General features: G+C 67.9%; 15 protein-coding genes and 1 pseudogene. 10 read left to right on the top strand and 6 right to left on the bottom strand.

The window, feature by feature from the left end; genetic code table 11:
• Positions 1–50: 50 nt before the first annotated feature.
• Positions 51–533 (bottom strand): lipoprotein LpqH, encoded by a 483-nt coding sequence (locus AU187_RS09085; protein ID WP_059099361.1) that lies wholly within the window; start codon positions 531–533, stop codon positions 51–53.
• A gap of 118 nt (positions 534–651) precedes the next feature.
• Between AU187_RS09085 and AU187_RS09080 the strand changes: the two genes are divergently transcribed.
• Both AU187_RS09080 and AU187_RS09075 read left to right on the top strand, forming a co-directional pair.
• Positions 652–1,833 carry a winged helix DNA-binding domain-containing protein gene (locus AU187_RS09080; RefSeq protein WP_059099362.1) on the top strand — a complete coding sequence of 394 codons (1,182 nt, stop codon included), beginning with the start codon at positions 652–654 and terminating at the stop codon, positions 1,831–1,833.
• A 58-nt stretch (positions 1,834–1,891) separates the two neighbouring features.
• Positions 1,892–2,752, top strand: a complete 861-nt coding sequence (locus AU187_RS09075) for a GNAT family N-acetyltransferase (protein WP_059099395.1) — start codon at positions 1,892–1,894, stop codon at positions 2,750–2,752.
• 9 nt (positions 2,753–2,761) lie between these two features.
• On the opposite strand, the gene uvrA is transcribed toward AU187_RS09075, so the two are convergent.
• A complete protein-coding gene (gene uvrA, locus AU187_RS09070; RefSeq protein WP_059099363.1) occupies positions 2,762–5,665 on the bottom strand; it encodes an excinuclease ABC subunit UvrA in 2,904 nt (967 codons plus the stop codon).
• 86 nt (positions 5,666–5,751) lie between these two features.
• On the opposite strand from uvrA, the gene AU187_RS09065 reads away from it, so the two are divergent.
• From AU187_RS09065 to lnt, 4 genes and pseudogenes are all read left to right on the top strand, one after another.
• The gene (locus AU187_RS09065) at positions 5,752–6,423 is read left to right on the top strand and encodes an MBL fold metallo-hydrolase (protein WP_059099396.1); all 672 of its coding nucleotides are present in this window, start codon (positions 5,752–5,754) and stop codon (positions 6,421–6,423) included.
• A gap of 36 nt (positions 6,424–6,459) precedes the next feature.
• Positions 6,460–6,813 carry a DoxX family protein gene (locus AU187_RS09060; RefSeq protein WP_059099364.1) on the top strand — a complete coding sequence of 118 codons (354 nt, stop codon included), beginning with the start codon at positions 6,460–6,462 and terminating at the stop codon, positions 6,811–6,813.
• A gap of 62 nt (positions 6,814–6,875) precedes the next feature.
• On the top strand, positions 6,876–7,757 hold the full coding sequence (locus AU187_RS09055; protein ID WP_059099365.1) for a fructose bisphosphate aldolase: 882 nt from the start codon (positions 6,876–6,878) through the stop codon (positions 7,755–7,757).
• Positions 7,758–7,771: 14 nt separating this feature from the next.
• Positions 7,772–9,214: pseudogene (lnt, locus tag AU187_RS09050) on the top strand (apolipoprotein N-acyltransferase); the annotation flags it as partial.
• Here the strand turns inward: lnt and AU187_RS25905 are convergent.
• A complete protein-coding gene (locus AU187_RS25905) occupies positions 9,180–9,620 on the bottom strand; it encodes a universal stress protein (protein ID WP_059156942.1) in 441 nt (146 codons plus the stop codon). The pseudogene lnt and the gene AU187_RS25905 sit on opposite strands and share 35 nt — an antisense overlap.
• Positions 9,621–9,971: 351 nt before the next feature.
• Here AU187_RS25905 and AU187_RS09040 point away from each other — a divergent pair, with 351 nt between their 5' ends.
• Both AU187_RS09040 and AU187_RS09035 read left to right on the top strand, forming a co-directional pair.
• The gene (locus AU187_RS09040; RefSeq protein ID WP_231740307.1) at positions 9,972–11,516 is read left to right on the top strand and encodes a glycosyltransferase family 39 protein; all 1,545 of its coding nucleotides are present in this window, start codon (positions 9,972–9,974) and stop codon (positions 11,514–11,516) included.
• A gap of 35 nt (positions 11,517–11,551) precedes the next feature.
• The gene (locus AU187_RS09035) at positions 11,552–12,223 is read left to right on the top strand and encodes a UdgX family uracil-DNA binding protein (protein ID WP_059099366.1); all 672 of its coding nucleotides are present in this window, start codon (positions 11,552–11,554) and stop codon (positions 12,221–12,223) included.
• Between the two features lie 10 nt (positions 12,224–12,233).
• Here the strand turns inward: AU187_RS09035 and AU187_RS09030 are convergent, their stop codons facing one another.
• The 3 genes from AU187_RS09030 to uvrB form a co-directional block, all read right to left on the bottom strand.
• Entirely contained in the window at positions 12,234–12,509 is a 276-nt protein-coding gene (locus AU187_RS09030) for a hypothetical protein (RefSeq protein ID WP_059099367.1), read from the bottom strand.
• Positions 12,510–12,585: 76 nt separating this feature from the next.
• Complete coding sequence (locus AU187_RS09025; protein ID WP_059099368.1) at positions 12,586–14,013, bottom strand: MFS transporter; 1,428 nt, start codon at positions 14,011–14,013, stop codon at positions 12,586–12,588.
• 48 nt (positions 14,014–14,061) lie between these two features.
• A complete protein-coding gene (gene uvrB, locus AU187_RS09020) occupies positions 14,062–16,212 on the bottom strand; it encodes an excinuclease ABC subunit UvrB (protein WP_059099369.1) in 2,151 nt (716 codons plus the stop codon).
• Between the two features lie 156 nt (positions 16,213–16,368).
• On the opposite strand from uvrB, the gene AU187_RS09015 reads away from it, so the two are divergent.
• Together AU187_RS09015 and AU187_RS09010 are read left to right on the top strand one after the other, a co-directional pair.
• Entirely contained in the window at positions 16,369–16,803 is a 435-nt protein-coding gene (locus AU187_RS09015; RefSeq protein WP_059099370.1) for a ribonuclease FAU-1 family protein, read from the top strand.
• Positions 16,804–16,805: 2 nt separating this feature from the next.
• Complete coding sequence (locus AU187_RS09010) at positions 16,806–17,369, top strand: hypothetical protein (protein WP_502687745.1); 564 nt, start codon at positions 16,806–16,808, stop codon at positions 17,367–17,369.
• The last annotated feature ends 11 nt before the right edge of the window (positions 17,370–17,380 follow it).

Below are 17,380 nucleotides of genomic sequence, written 5' to 3'. Positions count from 1 at the left end.
GAAAGCGGCGGGCGTGCCAGGCACGCCCGCCGCTTCGGGAGGTGGATCGCTCAACTGCAGTCGACCGTGACGGTGAACGGCTTGGTGATCGATCCTGCCATCGGGTTCGAGATGTCGGCGCCCGTGGCTTCACCGGTGATGGTGTACGTGCTGCCGTCGACCTTCACCTCGGCGGAGCCGACCTTGGCGCCCATGGTGTTGGTCACCGCGAGCGCATTGCCGTCGACGACCATGCCCAGCGACTCGACCGTCGGCGTGGCCTCGTCGGTCATCACGATGCCCAGACCCTGCTGGCCGCCGATCGCGCCGCTGGCGACGTTGATCTTGCCGCCCTGTTTGACGCACGTGACCGAGTTCAGATCCAGGCCTTCGAGGTCCTTGCCGTCGACCTTGACCGCGGTGCTGCCGCCGCTGCTCACCTCGGCGTTTCCCGCGGCCGCGGCCGAGGGAGCGCCGCCCTTGTCGTCCGAGCACCCCACCAGCACGGCGGCGCCGGCGACCAGTCCGATCACACCTGCGACAACTCGATTCATCGATCTTCCCTTCGTTCGGACGTCGCCCCGATGGCGCCCGTCATGGGGCAAGTCAAAGCCGCGCGGGTGGCTACCGATCCCAAACTTTGTCGGCGGCCGAAGGTACGGTTCGCAGGCGATGCGCAGATTCACTGTCGAGGAACGACGTGCCCGGCTCGCCCGTCGGCACTTCCTGTGCGAGCCGGCGGATTCGGTTCGCGACGTCGCGGGCAGCGTCGTGGGGCTGCACACGACCGATCCGGCGACGCCCTACCTGTCGCTGTGGGCGCGGGTGCCGGGCTTCACCGTGGCCGACCTCGACGTGCTGCTCTACGAGCGGCGCACGCTGGTCAAACACCTCGCCATGCGCAGGACGCTGTGGACGGTGCGCTCCGAAGACCTGCCGCTGATTCAGGCCGCGGCGAGCGACCGGGTCGCCGACAACGAGCGGCGCCGCCTCATCGCCGATGCCCAGAAGGCCGGGGTCTGCGCCGACGGCGACGCGTGGCTCGACACGGCGGGCGCGGCGGTGCTACGCCACCTCGCCGCCAACGGGCCGACGAGCGCGAAGGACCTGAGGGCGGCGCTGCCCGAACTGGCCGGCAGCTTCGACCCCGCGCCGGGTAAGCGTTGGGGTGGTGAAACACCGCTGGCTCCAAGGGTTTTGACGGTGCTGGCGGTGCGCGGCGATATTGTGCGCGGACCGAACGACGGCAGGTGGACCACGTCGCGGCCGCAGTGGGTTTCGGCGGCCGACTGGCTGGCGCCGGCCGATGCGGTCACCCCGGAGACGGCCCGCGCTGAGATGGTGCGCCGGTGGTTGGCCGCGTTCGGCCCGGCGACTCTGACAGACGTCAAGTGGTGGTTCGGCAACACGTTGACGTGGGCGCGGCAGGCGTTGCGCGACATCGGCGCCGTGGAAGTGGATCTCGACGGCGCACCGGGCTTCGCACTACCCGACGACCTCGATGTCGAACCCGAGCCAGAGCCCTGGTGCGCGTTGTTGCCCAGTCTCGACGTCACCACGATGGGCTGGTTCGATCGGGACTGGTATCTGGGGCCGCACCGCAGCCAGTTGTTCGACAGGAACGGCAACGGCGGTCCGACCGCCTGGTCCGACGGCAGGATCGTCGGGGCCTGGGGGCAGGACGACGACGGCCGCGTCGAGGTGCGGCTGCTCGAGGACATCGGTCGTCCGGCGCAGAAGGAGCTGCGGAAGCGCGCCGACGAACTCACCGAATGGCTGGACGGGGTGCGGGTCAGCCCGCGGTTCCCGTCGCCCCTGACGAAATCCCCAGCTGCGCGTGGGCCCAGCGGGTGAGATCGCGGAATCGCGAAAAATCGCGATCGGTGTGCAGTCTCGGCGCGACGATTGGGCGATGACCGAAGTACACCTGCGCGTGGCCGCCGTCGAGGACGCCGCCGCGTGCGCACGCGTCATGTGGAATGCCTTCGAGTCGCTTGCCACCGCGCACAATTTTCCGGTCGAGCCGGCCAGCCCCGAGTTCACGGCCGTGCTGATGCAGGGGATGCTGTCGACCGAGGGCACGTTCGGTTTGGTGGCCGAATGCGGCAATGAGATCGTCGGCAGCGCGTTACAGGACGAGCGCGCCGCCATCGTCGGGGTCGGACCCGTCAGCGTCAGCCCGACGCAGCAGCAGGGTCGTGTCGGCCACGCCTTGATGGAGGCGCTGCTGCAACGATCGCGAGACCGTGACGTTGCGGGTGTCCGGCTGGTGCAGACCGCCTACAACTACCGGTCGCTGTCGCTGTACGCGAAACTCGGGTTCGCGGTGCGCGAGCCGCTGTCGGTCTTTCAGCGGCCGCTCGACGCCGTCGTGGTGCCGTCGACCATGGTGCGACCGGCGACGCTCGACGACGTCGACGAGTGCGACCACCTCTGCCGTCGAATACACGGTCACGACCGTCATCCTGAGCTGCGGAGTTCAATCGAACGCGGTATGGCGAGCGTGGTGCAGCGCCGAGACGGAATCACCGCGTACACAACGGGATTGGGCTATATCGGTCACACAGTCGGCGAGACGGATGACGATATCATCGCTCTACTCGGCGCCGCCGAGGAGTTCGTCGGCCTCGGCGTCCTCGTGCCGTCGCGCAATCCGCGGCTGATGACGTGGTGCCTGCACAGCGGCCTGCGCCTCGTCCAACAATCGACGCTCATGACGATCGGACTCTACAACGAACCACAGGGCGCCTGGCTGCCGTCGATCGGCTACTAGGACGCTGGATCAGGCGCTGACCTTGCGGCCGTTGCGGCGCTTGGGGGTTGGGCGGGCGACACCGAGAGCCTCGGCGAGGAAATGGCCGGTGTAGCTGTCGGGATTGACCGCGACGTCTTCCGGTGTTCCGGTCGCGACGAGCGTGCCACCGCCGGCCCCACCTTCGGGACCCATGTCGACGATCCAGTCCGACGTCTTGATCACGTCGAGATTGTGCTCGATGACGATCACCGTATTGCCTTTGTCCACAAGGCCGTTGATCACTTTGAGCAGCTTGCGGATGTCCTCGAAGTGCAGACCGGTGGTCGGCTCGTCGAGGATGTACACGGTGCGGCCCGTCGACCGCTTCTGCAGTTCCGATGCGAGCTTGACGCGCTGCGCCTCGCCACCGGACAGCGTCGGCGCCGGTTGCCCGAGCCGCACGTAGCCCAGGCCCACGTCGACGAGCGTCTTCAGATACCGGTGGATCGAGGTGATCGGCGCGAAGAACTCGGCGGCCTCCTCGATCGACATGTCGAGGACCTCGGCGATGGTCTTGCCCTTGTAGTGCACCTCCAGCGTCTCGCGGTTGTACCGGGCGCCCTGGCACACCTCGCACGGCACGTACACGTCGGGCAGGAAGTTCATCTCGATCTTGATGGTGCCGTCGCCCGAACACGCCTCGCAGCGACCGCCCTTGACGTTGAACGAGAACCGACCCGGTTGATAGCCGCGGACCTTCGCTTCGGTGGTGGCCGCGAACAACGTGCGAATCTTGTCGAACACCCCGGTATACGTCGCCGGGTTGGAGCGCGGCGTCCGGCCGATCGGCGACTGGTCGACCCGGACCAACTTGTCGAGCTTGTCCAGACCCGTCACCCGGGTGTGCCGGCCCGGCACCTGGCGCGCACCGTTGAGCTTGTTGGCCAGCACCGACGCCAGAATGTCGTTCACGAGTGTGGACTTACCCGACCCCGACACCCCGGTGACCGCCGTCAGCACCCCCAGCGGGAACGTCACGTCGATCTCGCGCAGGTTGTGCTCGCGGGCGCCGACGACCGTCAGCTGCCGCTTCTTGTCGACGGGCCGCCGGATCGCCGGCACCTCGATTTCTTCTTTGCCCGAAAGATAGGCTCCGGTAAGCGATTCGGGGTTCTTCAGCAGATCCTCGTAGGGTCCGCTGTGCACGATCTGGCCGCCGTGTTCACCGGCCGCGGGCCCGATGTCGACGACCCAGTCGGCATGGGCGATGGTGTCGAGATCATGCTCGACGACGATCAGTGTGTTGCCCAGGTCCCGTAGCCGGACCAGCGTGTCGATCAGCCGGCGGTTGTCGCGCTGGTGCAGCCCGATCGACGGTTCGTCGAGCACGTACAGCACCCCGACCAGTCCGGAGCCGATCTGCGTGGCCAGCCGGATCCGTTGTGCCTCACCGCCGGACAGCGTGGCGGCGGCGCGTGACAGCGACAGATAGTCCAGGCCGACGTCAAGCAGGAAGCCCAGCCGCGACTGGATCTCCTTGAGCACCTGCCCGGCGATCGCCTGTTCGCGTGCACCGAGCGTCAACGCGTTGAGGAACTCCGAGCAGTCCGCGATCGACAGTTCGGCGACCTCGGCGATCGACTTCGCGCCGAAGTCCCCCGCCGTCAGCGTTACCGCCAGGATCTCGGGCTTCAGCCGCGTGCCCTCGCACTCGGGGCACGGCACATCGCGCATGAAGCCCTCGTAGCGCTCCTTCATCTGTTCGGAGTCGGTCTGCTCCATGCGGCGCTGCAGGAACGCCATCACACCTTCGAAATCGGCGTAATACGAACGGGTTCGGCCGTAGCGGTTCTTGTACCGCACGTGCACCTGCTCGTCGCACCCCTCGAGGATCGCCTTGCGCGCCTTGGCGGGAAGCTTCTTCCACGGCGTGTCGACGTCGAACCCGAGCGCGTCGCCCAGCCCGGACAGCATCCGGGTGAAGTAGTCGGCGGTCTGGCCCATCGACCACGGCGCGATCGCGCCCTCGGCCAGCGTGAGGTCCGGGTCCGGGACGACGAGTTCGGGGTCGACCTCCTTGCGAATGCCCAGGCCCAGACACTCGGGGCAGGCACCGTAGGGCGAGTTGAACGAGAACGACCGCGGCTCGAGGTCATCGACGGCCAACGGATGGCCGTTGGGACAGGCCAGCTTCTCCGAGAAGCGCTGCTCGCGGTGCGGATGATCGTCCTCGCGATCGACGAACTCGAGCACCACGATGCCGTCGGCAAGGTTCAGCGCCGTCTCCACCGAGTCGGTCAGCCGCTGCTTGGCGGTGGCCTTCACGGTGAGCCGGTCGACGACGACCTCGATGTCGTGCTTCTCCTGCTTCTTGAGCTTGGGCGGATCGGTGAGCGGATACACGACTCCGTCGACGCGCACGCGGCTGTAGCCCTGGCTGTTGAGCTTGTCGAACAGGTCGGCGAACTCCCCCTTGCGGGTGCGCACCACCGGTGCGAGCACCTGGAACCGCAGGCCCTCGTCCATTGCGAGCACCTGGTCGACGATCTGCTGGGGCGTCTGGCGGGCGATGCGTTCACCGCAGACCGGGCAGTGCGGGGTCCCGGCGCGCGCGTACAGCAGGCGCAGGTAGTCGTAGACCTCGGTGATGGTGCCGACGGTCGAGCGGGGGTTGCGGTTGGTCGACTTCTGGTCGATGGACACCGCAGGCGACAGGCCCTCGATGAAGTCGACGTCGGGTTTGTCCATCTGCCCGAGGAACTGACGCGCATATGCCGACAGCGACTCGACGTAGCGGCGCTGACCCTCGGCGAAGATCGTGTCGAACGCCAGCGACGACTTGCCCGACCCCGACAAACCGGTGAAGACGATCAGTGCGTCGCGGGGCAGATCAAGATCAACACTGCGCAGGTTGTGCTCGCGCGCACCCTTCACAACAAGGCGGTCAGCCAACTGAGTCCTTCCGCATCCGCTCCCGCACGACAGAGTTGATGCCCATGCTATGTGTCGGCACCGACAAGCCCGATACCGTGAGGACCATGACCGTCGTCGACGACAACTACACCGGCCACGTCGAGCCCGGAACGGCCGCTCGGCGAACCCTCCCCGGGGCATCGATCGTCAAGGTTTCGGTGGGCCCGATGGACAACAACGTTTACCTGGTCACCTGTTCCCGAACCGGCGAGACGCTACTCATCGACGCCGCCAACGACGCGCCGGTCCTGCTCGAACTGATCGAGAAGCACGCGCCGCGGCTGTCGCTGATCGTCACGAGCCATCAGCACTTCGACCACGTGCAGGCATTGGCCGATGTGGCGAAGGCGACCGGAGCACCGACCGCCGCGCACCAGCTCGACGCCGACGCCCTTCCGGTCAAGCCGGATCGCCTGCTGGCCCATGGTGACACCGTCGAGGTCGGCGATCTGTCGTTCGACGTCATCCACCTGCAGGGCCACACCCCCGGCTCGGTGGCCCTCGCGCTTGACGGGGCCGACGAGGCGACCCACCTGTTCACCGGCGACTGCCTGTTCCCGGGCGGCGTCGGCAAGACATGGGAGGACGGTGCGTTCGACCAGCTGCTCGGCGACGTGACCCGCCGGGTCTTCGACGTGTACGGCGATTCGACGGTGATCTATCCCGGTCACGGCGACGACACCACGCTCGGTACCGAGCGTCCGCACCTGGCCGAGTGGAAAGAACGCGGCTGGTAGTTCCGCCTACCGGTGCGCCGCTCCTACGCTGGGGGCATGAGCAACAACTCCCCGAAACTGCTGGCGCTGCTGGCGGCCGCCCAGGCTGCCGACGCCGCGATCTGCGTGCAACCCGTCCCGTATGTCGCGAAATGCCTCGACGACGTCAAGTACCCGCAGCAGAATCGCTGGGTCTTCCCCGTTGTCAAGGCCGCCTCGGCGGTGGGACTGCTCGCCGGCACCCGCATGCCGTGGCTGGCCAGGCTGACATTGGTGATGTTGACCGTCTACTTCTCACTCGCGGTGGGTGCGCACATTCGCGCACGAGATTTCGGCCTCAACGCCGCGGCGGCGTCCTCGCTGCTGGCCCTCTACGGTGCGCTCGCCGCGAGGGAAGTCGCCCAACGCTGATCCGGTGGTCTCCGAACAGCATTCGGCGGTGACGTACCATGCGTTCGTCTGAGGAGGCACGGATGAATGACGACCAGCTAAAGAAGGCGCAGAGCGGCGCAGGCTTCATCGCAGCGCTCGACCAGAGCGGCGGGAGCACGCCCAAGGCGCTGAAGCTCTACGGGATCGCCGAAGATCAGTACTCCGGCGATGAGCAGATGTTCGACCTGGTGCACGAGATGCGGACCCGCATCATCACCAGCCCGGCCTTCGACGGCGACCGCATCATGGGCGCGATCCTGTTCGAGATGACGATGGACCGCGAGATCGAGGGCCGCCCCACCGCCGACTACCTGTGGAACGTCAAGAACGTCGTGCCGTTCCTCAAGATCGACAAGGGACTGGCCGAGGAGAAGGACGGCGCTCAGACGATGAAGCCGATGCCCGGCCTCGACGACCTGCTCGACCGCGCAGTCGCCAAGGGCATCTTCGGCACCAAGGAACGCTCGGTCATCAAGCTGCCCGGCGCGGGCCTGGACGCCGTCGTGACGCAGCAGTTCGAGGTCGCGCAGCAGGTGCTGGCCAAGGGCCTGGTGCCGATCATCGAGCCCGAGGTCGACATCAAGAGTCCGAAGAAGGCCGAGGCGGAGGATCAGCTCAAGGCCGCCCTGCTCGAGGGGGTCAACAACCTCGGCGATCAGAAGGTCATGCTGAAGCTGACGCTGCCCGACACCGACAACCTGTACAAGGAGCTGGTCGATCATCCGAACGTGCTGCGCGTCGTGGCGCTTTCGGGCGGCTATAGCCGCGACGAGGCCAACGAGAAGCTGTCGCGCAACACCGGTGTCATCGCCAGCTTCTCGCGCGCGCTGACCGAGGGCCTCACCGCCCAGCAGAGCGATGAGGAGTTCAACTCCACGCTCGACCAGGCGATCGCGAGCATCGCCAAAGCTTCTGCCACCTGAGGCCACCTGATCTAGTGCTCGGCTACGCGTCGGCGGTGTTCGCCGGCGCGTTGCCTGCGCTCGCCTTCCCGGCGCCCGCGTGGTGGTGGGTGGCCTGGGCCGGGCTGGTTCCGCTGCTGTTCGTCGTTCGAGCCGCGCCGACGGCCGGGCGCGGCGCCGTTCGGGCCTGGTTCGGGATGGCGACGTTCATCTGCGTCACCCAGTACTGGCTGTGGCCGAGCGCCGGTCCCCTGCTGTTGTTGCTCGGGGCCGGTCTGGGCGCGTTGTGGTTGCCGTTCGGTTGGGCGGCGCACCGCCTGCTCGCCGGTGAGCTCACCGGTCGCGGTTTGCTTGCGGCCGTGACCGTACTCCCGTCGCTGTGGATCCTCGCCGAAGCGGTGCGGTCGTGGGACCGGCTCGGCGGTCCGTGGGCCCTGCTCGGCGCGTCGCAGTGGAACCAACCGGCGACGCTGGCGTCGGCGACGCTGGGCGGCGTCTGGCTCGTCAGCTTCCTCGTGGTGGCGGTCAACACCGCCGCCGTCGGCGCCGTTCTGCTGCGCAGGCCCTGGAGTATCGCGCTTCCGGTCGTGCTGCTCGCGATCGGTCCTGCGTGGTTTTGGCTTTCACCGCCGCCCGTGCCCGGCCCGTCGATGCGCGTGGCGCTGGTGCAGCCGGGCGACATCGACGACGCGACCGCCCGCCAAGCCGCCAGTGAGCGGCTGACCGACGGCCTGCGCGGTCAGCGGGTCGACCTGGTGGTGTGGGGTGAGAGCAGCGTCGCGGTGGACCTGACCGCACACCCCGACGTCGCCGCCCGGCTGGCCGACCTGTCTCGGCACGTGGGCGCCGACCTGCTGGTCAACGTCGACGCCCGTGCCCCTTCCGGCGGCATCTACAAGACGTCGGTGCTCATCGGGCCGGACGGGGTGCGCGGCTCATATGCGAAGACCCGCCTCGTGCCGTTCGGCGAGTACGTGCCGCTACGCGGGCTGCTCGACTGGGCCACCTCCGGGACGGGCGCCGCGGGCGAGGATCGTCGCCGCGGCGACGGGCCGGTCGTGCTGCACACCGACCTGCACTCCAACAGCGTCGCGGTGGGGCCGCTGATCAGCTTCGAGACGCTGTTCTCGGACCTGGCCCGGCGCGAGGTGGAGCTCGGCGCTGATCTACTCGCCTACCAGAGCGCGACCTCGTCGTACCAGGGCAGTTGGGCGCAACCGCAGCTGGCGAGCATGCCCGCCGTCCACGCCGTCGAAACAGGTCGTCCCGCTGTGCATGCCGCGCTGTCGGGGGTGAGCTCGGCGTTCGATGCGCAGGGCCGACGGCTGGCGTGGTCACCCGCTTCGGAGCGCGGCACCACCGTGGTCGACGTCCCGCTCGGGGCGCGCTCCACCGCCTACGTCGGCTGGGGCGGCTGGGTGATCGGTGTGGCGCTGGTGGTGGTTACGGCGTGGTGTGCACGATCAGCACGTCGGTCTTGGACCGGCGCGCGACGTTGGCAGGCACCGAACCGAGGAGGCGGCCCGCGATGGTGGACAACCCGACGTTGCCGACCACCAGAAGGTCGGCCTTGATCTCCTCGGCCAACTCCACCAGGGCGTCGACGGGCGCACCGACGATGGCCTTCTCCTCGACGTTCTGAGCGCCGGCCTGATGGGCCCGCTCCTTGGCCTCGCGCAGGATCGCGTAGATCGGTGCGTTGCCGGCCATCTTGTAGCCCTCGTCCTTGAGCACGTCGGCTGCGCGCTGGTCCTCGGCCTGGGGGAAGTACGCCGTCGCGATGACCAGCTTGGCGTCACCGGCGATCTGACCAGCCTTCTCCACCGCGCGCAGCGACGAGTCCGATCCGTCCGTGCCAACCAAGACGGTCTGATAGGCGCTCATCCATGTCCTCCCGGGGTCGATTCCAACGCCATTCGGAACAGTAGCCCTTCCAGTGGCGTTTGCCTGCTATTTCGTCCTACTTGGCAGGCAACGTCACCCCGCGCGGGGCGCCGTGACGTCGCCTACACCGGTTGCGCCAGGCGACGTCCGGCGACATCCGGGCCACGTCGACGTCAATTTGCGGCGGGCACCGGCAATTCCGCGATCGCCTGGCGAATCAACCAGTGCGGCAACGAAAGTCGCCAGCCGACTGGGGTTCGATGCCGCGTTCGATGCCTATTCGACGCGCGCGCCGGGTTCGCGCACGCTAGCGTTTTCCCGTTCACCGGACGGGTACGGAGCCGAGCAGACGTGGAACTTTCCCTGGGAGCGCAGCGTCTCGCGCGCCTCGAGCGGTCGGAATCCGTGCGGACCGGCCGGGTCGATGCCGCGCTGGTGGCGGTGTTCGCCGTGGCGGTATCGGCGGCCGGCGCCGCACGGCCGTCGCTGTGGTTCGACGAGGCGGCGACGATCTCGGCCTCGACTCGGTCCATCCCCGAGCTGTGGCGACTGCTGCACAACATCGACGCCGTACACGGCCTGTACTACCTGCTCATGCACGGGTGGTTCACGGTGTTCCCGGTCACCGAGTTCTACTCCCGGCTGTCGAGTTGTCTGGCCGTCGGTGTCGCGGCGGCCGGCGTCGTCGTCCTGGCGCGCCAGTTCTCGTCTCGCATGCTCGCCGCGTGTGCGGGGATCATGTTCGCGATCCTTCCCCGCATCACGTGGGCCGGCATCGAGGCCCGGTCGTATGCGCTGACCGCCGCGGCAGCCGTCTGGGTGACCGTGCTGCTGGTGGTCGCCGTTCGCCGCAACTCGACGCGGCTGTGGGCCTGCTACGGGCTTGCCCTGGTGGCTTCCTCGCTGCTCAACGTGTTCGCAGTGCTGCTTGTGCTCGTTCACGCCGTCGCGCTGGTGGCCGTGTCGGCCAGTCGGGCGGTGGTGCACCGGTGGATCGCGACGGTGGCCGTGGCGATCACCGCCGTTGTGCCGTTTCTCGTGTTCAGCAGGACGCAGATCGCGCAGGTGCGGTGGATCTCGGCGCCGGGGTGGGACACCGTCGCGGAGGTGGTGCACGAGCAGTATTTCGACCACAGCGTGGCGTTCGCCGTCGTCGCTGCGGTGGTGCTGATCCTGCCCCTGGTGCGGCGCCGATTCCGGCCCACCGATGCCGGCGTCCGATCACTGGTGCTCATCAGCCTGGGCTGGATCGCGGTCCCGACCGCGGTGCTGCTGCTCTATTCGGTGTGGCTGGAACCGGTGTACTACCCGCGCTACCTCAGCTACACCTCACCCGCCATGGCGCTGCTCCTGGCGGTCGGCATCACGGCGATCGCCAGGACACGCGAGACCGTCGCGGCGGCGCTGACGGTTTTCGCGGTGGCGGCCACGCCGAATTATCTGCTCGAACAGCGGGGCCCGTACGCGAAGGAAGGCATGGACTTCAGCCAGGTCGCCGACGTCCTCACCGCGCACGCCTCCCCCGGCGACTGTCTGGTCCTGGACAACACCACCAATTGGGCGCCCGGCCCGATTCGTCCGCTCACCGCCGCGCGTCCACAGGCCTATGCGCACCTCTTCGACCCCGGCCGCGGCCCGCGTGCGGCGGACCGAAACCGCTTGTGGGACGCGCATCTCGGCATCTGGGGGGTCGCCGACCAGCTTCGGCGCTGCACCGTGCTGTGGACCATCTCCCAACGCGACACCAGCGTCGCTGATCGCGAGAGCGGGACCGCGCTGGACCCGGGGCCGCGCCTTCGCCGTGCGCCCGCATATCGGGTGCCGCAGGCAATGGGTTTCCGTGTCGTGGAGCGCTGGCAGTTCAGCTTCGCCCAGGTGGTCAAGTCGACGCGGTAGCGCGTGATCGTGGCGGAACCGGGTAATCGCTGTGCATGCCCGCACGGCCCACGCACACCGCCGCGGAGTTCGTTCCGGACAGCCGCGATCTCGACGACCTCGCCGACGCAGCGAACAGCTGCAAGGGGTGCGACCTCTATCTCGACGCCACGCAGACCGTGTTCGGCGGCGGCTCCGCGGACGCCCAGATGATGTTGGTCGGGGAACAGCCCGGCGATCAGGAGGACAGGGCGGGCGCACCGTTCGTCGGCCCCGCGGGCAAGCTGTTGGACAAGGCGCTGGTGCAAGCCGGGATCGACCGCGAACGGGTCTACGTGACCAATGCGGTCAAGCATTTCAAGTTCACGCTGCCCGAACGTGGCAAGCGCCGTATCCACAAGACACCGGGCCGCACCGAGGTGGTGGCCTGCCGGCCATGGCTGCTCGCCGAACTGGACGCGATTCGACCCGAAGTGCTGGTGCTGATGGGCGCGACCGCCGCTCAGTCGATGATGGGCAGCTCGTTCCGGCTGACCGCACACCGCGGCGAGGCCCTACGGCTCCCCGAGATCGACGAGATCACTGACCTCGACGTCGACCCCGCCGTGGCGGTCACCGTGCACCCGTCGTCGGTGCTTCGGGGCCGGCCCGAAGACCGCGAAGAGGCGTTTGGAGCCCTGGTGGCCGATCTGCGGTTCGCCGCCGGCCTGTGTTCGGCCAAGACCTGATCAGCGTTGGCTAACAGGCAGCGGGCGGTACCCACATCGACACGGCGGGCGGTACCCACGCGCACGGTCCGCCGTAATGCGGGCCGTTCCAGTAACGCGGCTCCTCCCAGCGCGGCCCACGCCAACCCCGGTCGTCCCAGTCGTCCCATTTGTCGAGCTTCCACGTCATACCCGGTGTATTCGGTACCGGTTGCTCGGCGTTGGCCACACCCGAACCGACACCCAAGGCGGTGACGGCCAGCGCGCCGATGAGCGCAGCATGCATCCCGATCCTCTTCACAACCACAACGAAACTCCTACTACTGCAGCAAATTCATCGATTCCGACCCGGGGACATTCTATCCTCTCGCGCGGGGGAGCGTTCAATGCCGTTGGGGTGTCGCGGTATTGGCGAGTTGTGGCAAACGCCCACTCCTCGTCGACGCCACCAACCCGAACGCGGCCAAGACCGCGAAGCCCGCCAATAACCACCGAGCGGGCGTCGCGGTACCCGTCTCGGTCAGGTTCACGACGACACCGGCCAGCCCGGCGCCGAACGCACCGCAAATCAACTGGACGGTGTTGATAGCGGCGGCCGCCGTCGGCCCCTCCGCCGGGTCGTCGACCCGGCTCATCGCCCATGCCGACAGGTGCGGCCACGCGATGCCGACCCCGGCGCCCGTCACGACCAGCGCCAGCGCCCAGACCGCAACCACGGCGGGTGGGGCGTCGTCGCGCATGGTCGCCGCCGCGAGGGCGAGACCAGCGGCCATCACGGCCGGTGCGACCGCGACCGTCCTCCTGATCATCCGTTCGTTGCCCATCGAGGCGCTGCCGATCTCGCCGACGGTCCAACCCAGCGCCAACCCGGCGCCGAGGAAGCCGGCTGCCACGGGCGTCAAGCCGGCCAGGCGCTGCCCGAACAGCGGCACGTACATGTCCGCCATCGTCGCGGCCATCAGTACGCCGAGGGTCAGGTAGATCCATTTCAGCGGCCCGCGGCCAAACGTGCTGGGCGGCAACACCGCCGCGGGTAGCCGCCGGTCGACGAACAGAAACGCCGCCACCAGAGCGGCACCAAAGCCGAGCAGCGCAGCGGTGACCCGCGCATCCCGCGGCACGCCGGCCGCGCTGACCGCCAGCGCCGCGGCACCCAACAGGATCAGCGACGGCACGGGGATCGGCGTGATCGGGACGTCGGCGGCGGCGACACGCCGCGCGGGTAAGGCCAACGGCACCAGCACGCCGATCGCCGCGGTCAGGATCGCGAGGACTCCGAACGCCCAACGCCACGAACCGAATTGGGAGAAGATGCCGCCGGCGGCCGGACCGAGCAGGGTGCCCACGCCCCACATCGCCGACACCAGCGCCGACGCCTTGGTCCACAACCGTTGGGGCAGTGCGGTGTTGATCACTGCATAGCCCAACCCGGCCAACAGCCCGCCGGCCAGCCCTTGCACCGTGCGGCCGACCAGCAGGGCCGACATGGTGGGCGCCGCAGCGCAGGCCACGCTGCCGGCGCCGAACACGCTGAGTGCCAGCAGATACGAGGACCGAGGCCCGAGGCGCATCAGCGTCGCGTGCACGGTGGTCGCCGCGACCACGGAGGCGACCAGGTACACCGTCGTCACCCAGGCATACAACCGGTGCCCACCGATGTCGGCGACCGCGCTGGGCATCAGGCTGATGGTCAGGAACTCGTTGGTGGCGTACAGCGCGACCCCGCCGGCGAGCACGGTGCTGGCGCCGAGGTACTTCGGCCCCAGCAGGTCACGCCACCGGCCCGTGGTGGTCGTCGCTGTCTCGGTCACCCGCTCACGCTATGAGCTGAACCGCACTTGAGGTCAAGCCGCCTGGGATCACTTCAGGCCCGCGGCGTCCATGCCGCGCAGTTCCTTCTTCAGATCGGCGATTTCGTCACGAATCCGCGCGGCCAACTCGAACTGCAGGTCGCGGGCCGCGGACATCATCTGTTCGGTGAGATCCCTGATGAGGTCGGCCAATTCGGCGCGCGGCATGTTCGACGTGTCGCGTCCCTCGATGATCCCGGCGCTGACGGCGCGGCCTGGCTCGCCCTGTGCGCGGCGCCCGCGGGAGGCGTTGCGACCGGAGCCGCCGACCTCAACGTCGTCGGCCTCGCGGTACACCTGATCGAGGATGTCGGCGATCTTCTTGCGCAACGGCTTCGGGTCGATGCCATGCTCGGTGTTGTAGGCGATCTGCTTGGCACGACGCCGCTCGGTCTCGTCGATGGCTTCCTTCATCGAATCGGTGATCTTGTCCGCGTACATGTGCACCTCACCGGACACATTGCGTGCGGCGCGGCCGATGGTCTGGATCAAGCTGCGCGGAGACCGCAGGAAGCCTTCCTTGTCGGCGTCGAGGATCGCGACCAGCGACACCTCGGGCAGGTCCAACCCCTCGCGCAGCAGGTTGATCCCGACCAGCACGTCGTACTCACCGAGGCGCAACTGCCGGAGCAACTCGACACGGCGCAGCGTGTCCACCTCGGAGTGCAGGTACCGCACCCGGATGCCCATCTCGAGCAGGTAGTCGGTGAGGTCTTCGGCCATCTTCTTGGTCAACGTGGTGACCAGGACGCGCTCGTCGCGCTCCGTACGCTTGCGGATCTCCCCGATCAGGTCGTCGATCTGGCCCTTCGTCGGCTTGACCAACACCTGGGGATCGACCAGGCCGGTAGGACGGATGACCTGCTCGACGAATTCACCGCCGGTCTGACTCATCTCATAGGGCCCGGGCGTCGCCGACAGGTACACCGTCTGACCGATCCGGTCGGCGAACTCCTCCCAGGTCAGCGGGCGGTTGTCCACTGCCGAAGGCAGCCGGAAACCGAAGTCGACGAGGTTGCGCTTGCGGGACATGTCCCCCTCATACATCCCGCCGATCTGCGGCACCGTCACGTGCGACTCGTCGATGACGAGCAGGAAGTCCTCGGGGAAGTAGTCCAGGAGCGTCGCGGGCGCGGATCCGGCCGGCCTGCCGTCGATGTGACGCGAGTAGTTCTCGATGCCCGAGCAGAAGCCGACCTGGCGCATCATCTCGACGTCGTAATTCGTTCGCATCCGCAGCCGCTGGGCCTCCAACAGCTTGCCCTGGCCCTCCAACTCGGCCAGCCGCTCCTCGAGTTCCTGCTCGATGGTCGAGATCGCGTGAGCCATCCGCTCCGGCCCCGCGACGTAGTGCGTCGCCGGAAAGATCCGCAGCGAGTCGACCTTGCGCACCACGTCACCGGTCAGCGGATGCAGGTAGTACAGCTCCTCGATCTCGTCCCCGAAGAACTCGATGCGGACGGCCAACTCCTCATACGATGGAATGATCTCCACGGTGTCCCCGCGCACCCGGAACGACCCGCGGGTGAACGCCATGTCGTTGCGGGTGTACTGGACGTCGACCAGCAGGCGCAGCAGCGCGTCGCGCGGCACCTCCTGGCCGACCCGCAGCTCCACCGACCGGTCCAGGTAGGACTGTGGGGTGCCCAGACCGTAGATGCACGACACCGACGCGACCACGACCACGTCGCGGCGCGATAACAGGCTCGACGTCGCGGAGTGCCGCAACCGCTCGACGTCGTCGTTGATCGAGCTGTCCTTCTCGATGTAGGTGTCGGTCTGGGCGATGTAGGCCTCGGGCTGGTAGTAGTCGTAGTACGACACGAAGTACTCGACTGCGTTGTGCGGCAACATCTCCCGCAACTCGTTGGCCATCTGCGCGGCGAGCGTCTTGTTGGGCTCCATCACCAGAGTCGGCCGCTGAACCCGCTCGATGAGCCACGCTGTCGTGGCGGATTTGCCGGTGCCGGTGGCGCCCAGCAGCACCACATCGTGCTCGGCCGCCTTGATCCGGCGCTCCAACTCGTCGATTGCGGCGGGCTGGTCCCCAGCGGGCGCATACGGGCTGACCACCTCGAAGCGGCCGCCGGTGCGCACAATCGAGTCGACGGGGCGGTACTCCGAGTGCGCGAGCACGGGGTGTTCAGTAGCGAAGGCCATAATGCACCAGGTTAAGCGTGCGGACCGACAACTTCATGCCCCGCGGCGGCGGCCGCCCCACCGACGGCCCGGTGGCCCTATCCTTGACCCATCCACGCTCCCAAGCACGAGACGTTCGACCTGCGCGCCCACACCAACACCGACCCGAAGGGCATCGTGCGGGCCGTCGAGATCTACACGGTCCGGCCCTGGGGCCTCTACATGGCTCGCCCGGCTCCTGGCCGTGCCCAGTTCCACTACCTCGAATCGTGGCTGCTGCCGTCGCTGCGGCTCCGTGCGACGGTGTTCCACTTCAACCCGGGCCACGAACTGGACCAGGACTACTACCTCGACGTCGGGCGTTACACGCCCGGGCGGGACGTCTGGCATTCCGAGGACCACTACCTCGACCTGGTGGTCCGCACCGGTGAGGGGGCCGAGCTCTGCGACGTGGACGAACTGCTCACCGCGGTGCGGCACAACCTGCTGACCCCGGAAACCGGCGAGCAGGCGGTACAGGCCGCGGTGTCAGCGATCGACGGGCTGTCGCGGCACGGCTACGACCTGAACCGGTGGCTGGCCAGTCAAGGCATGCCGCTGACGTGGAAATGATCATGAATTTGTCCGCACCGCGACGAACGGTAGTCTCTGATCACGTGAATCTCATCGAACGCACGTCTTTCGCCGCCTCGCTCGCTGCGGGAGCCGTGCTGGTGGGCGCCCTGGTGGCCCCCGCGGTCGCCTCGGGTCAGCCGGTCGGTTCCGGCACCGAGGTGGCGCCGCCCGGCCAGCCCAAAATCCTGCACAACGTCATATACCGCGCGCGGGCCGACGGCACCTCCCGCGGCGCGGTCGTCGCGTACAAGATGGACGACCAGAACGTCAACAGTGCGCAGCCCACGCTGCTGCCCGGTCAGACCTTCGAGGTCAACGCGGTGCTGGCGGACCCCAAGCTGGCCGGCATGGAGATTTCCATCGAATGGCCGTACGGGTCGAACCTGCACTGCGAGATCCTCGTCGACGACCAGATCGTCGCCAAGGCCGATCAGTTCATCGCGCCGCGGTTGCTCCGGCCGAAGGACGATCCGATGTACGGAGTGCTGCAATGCGGTGCGCCGCTGAATCTTCCGGTGGACGGCGCGCCGGACACCGATGTGAGCGCGCCGCCGCAGGCATAAGCTCCGGCGAC

The sequence above is a fragment of the Mycobacterium sp. IS-1556 genome (assembly GCF_001499985.1).
In the GTDB taxonomy this organism is placed as follows: domain Bacteria; phylum Actinomycetota; class Actinomycetes; order Mycobacteriales; family Mycobacteriaceae; genus Mycobacterium.
This window is presented reverse-complemented; position numbering and strand designations above follow the sequence as displayed.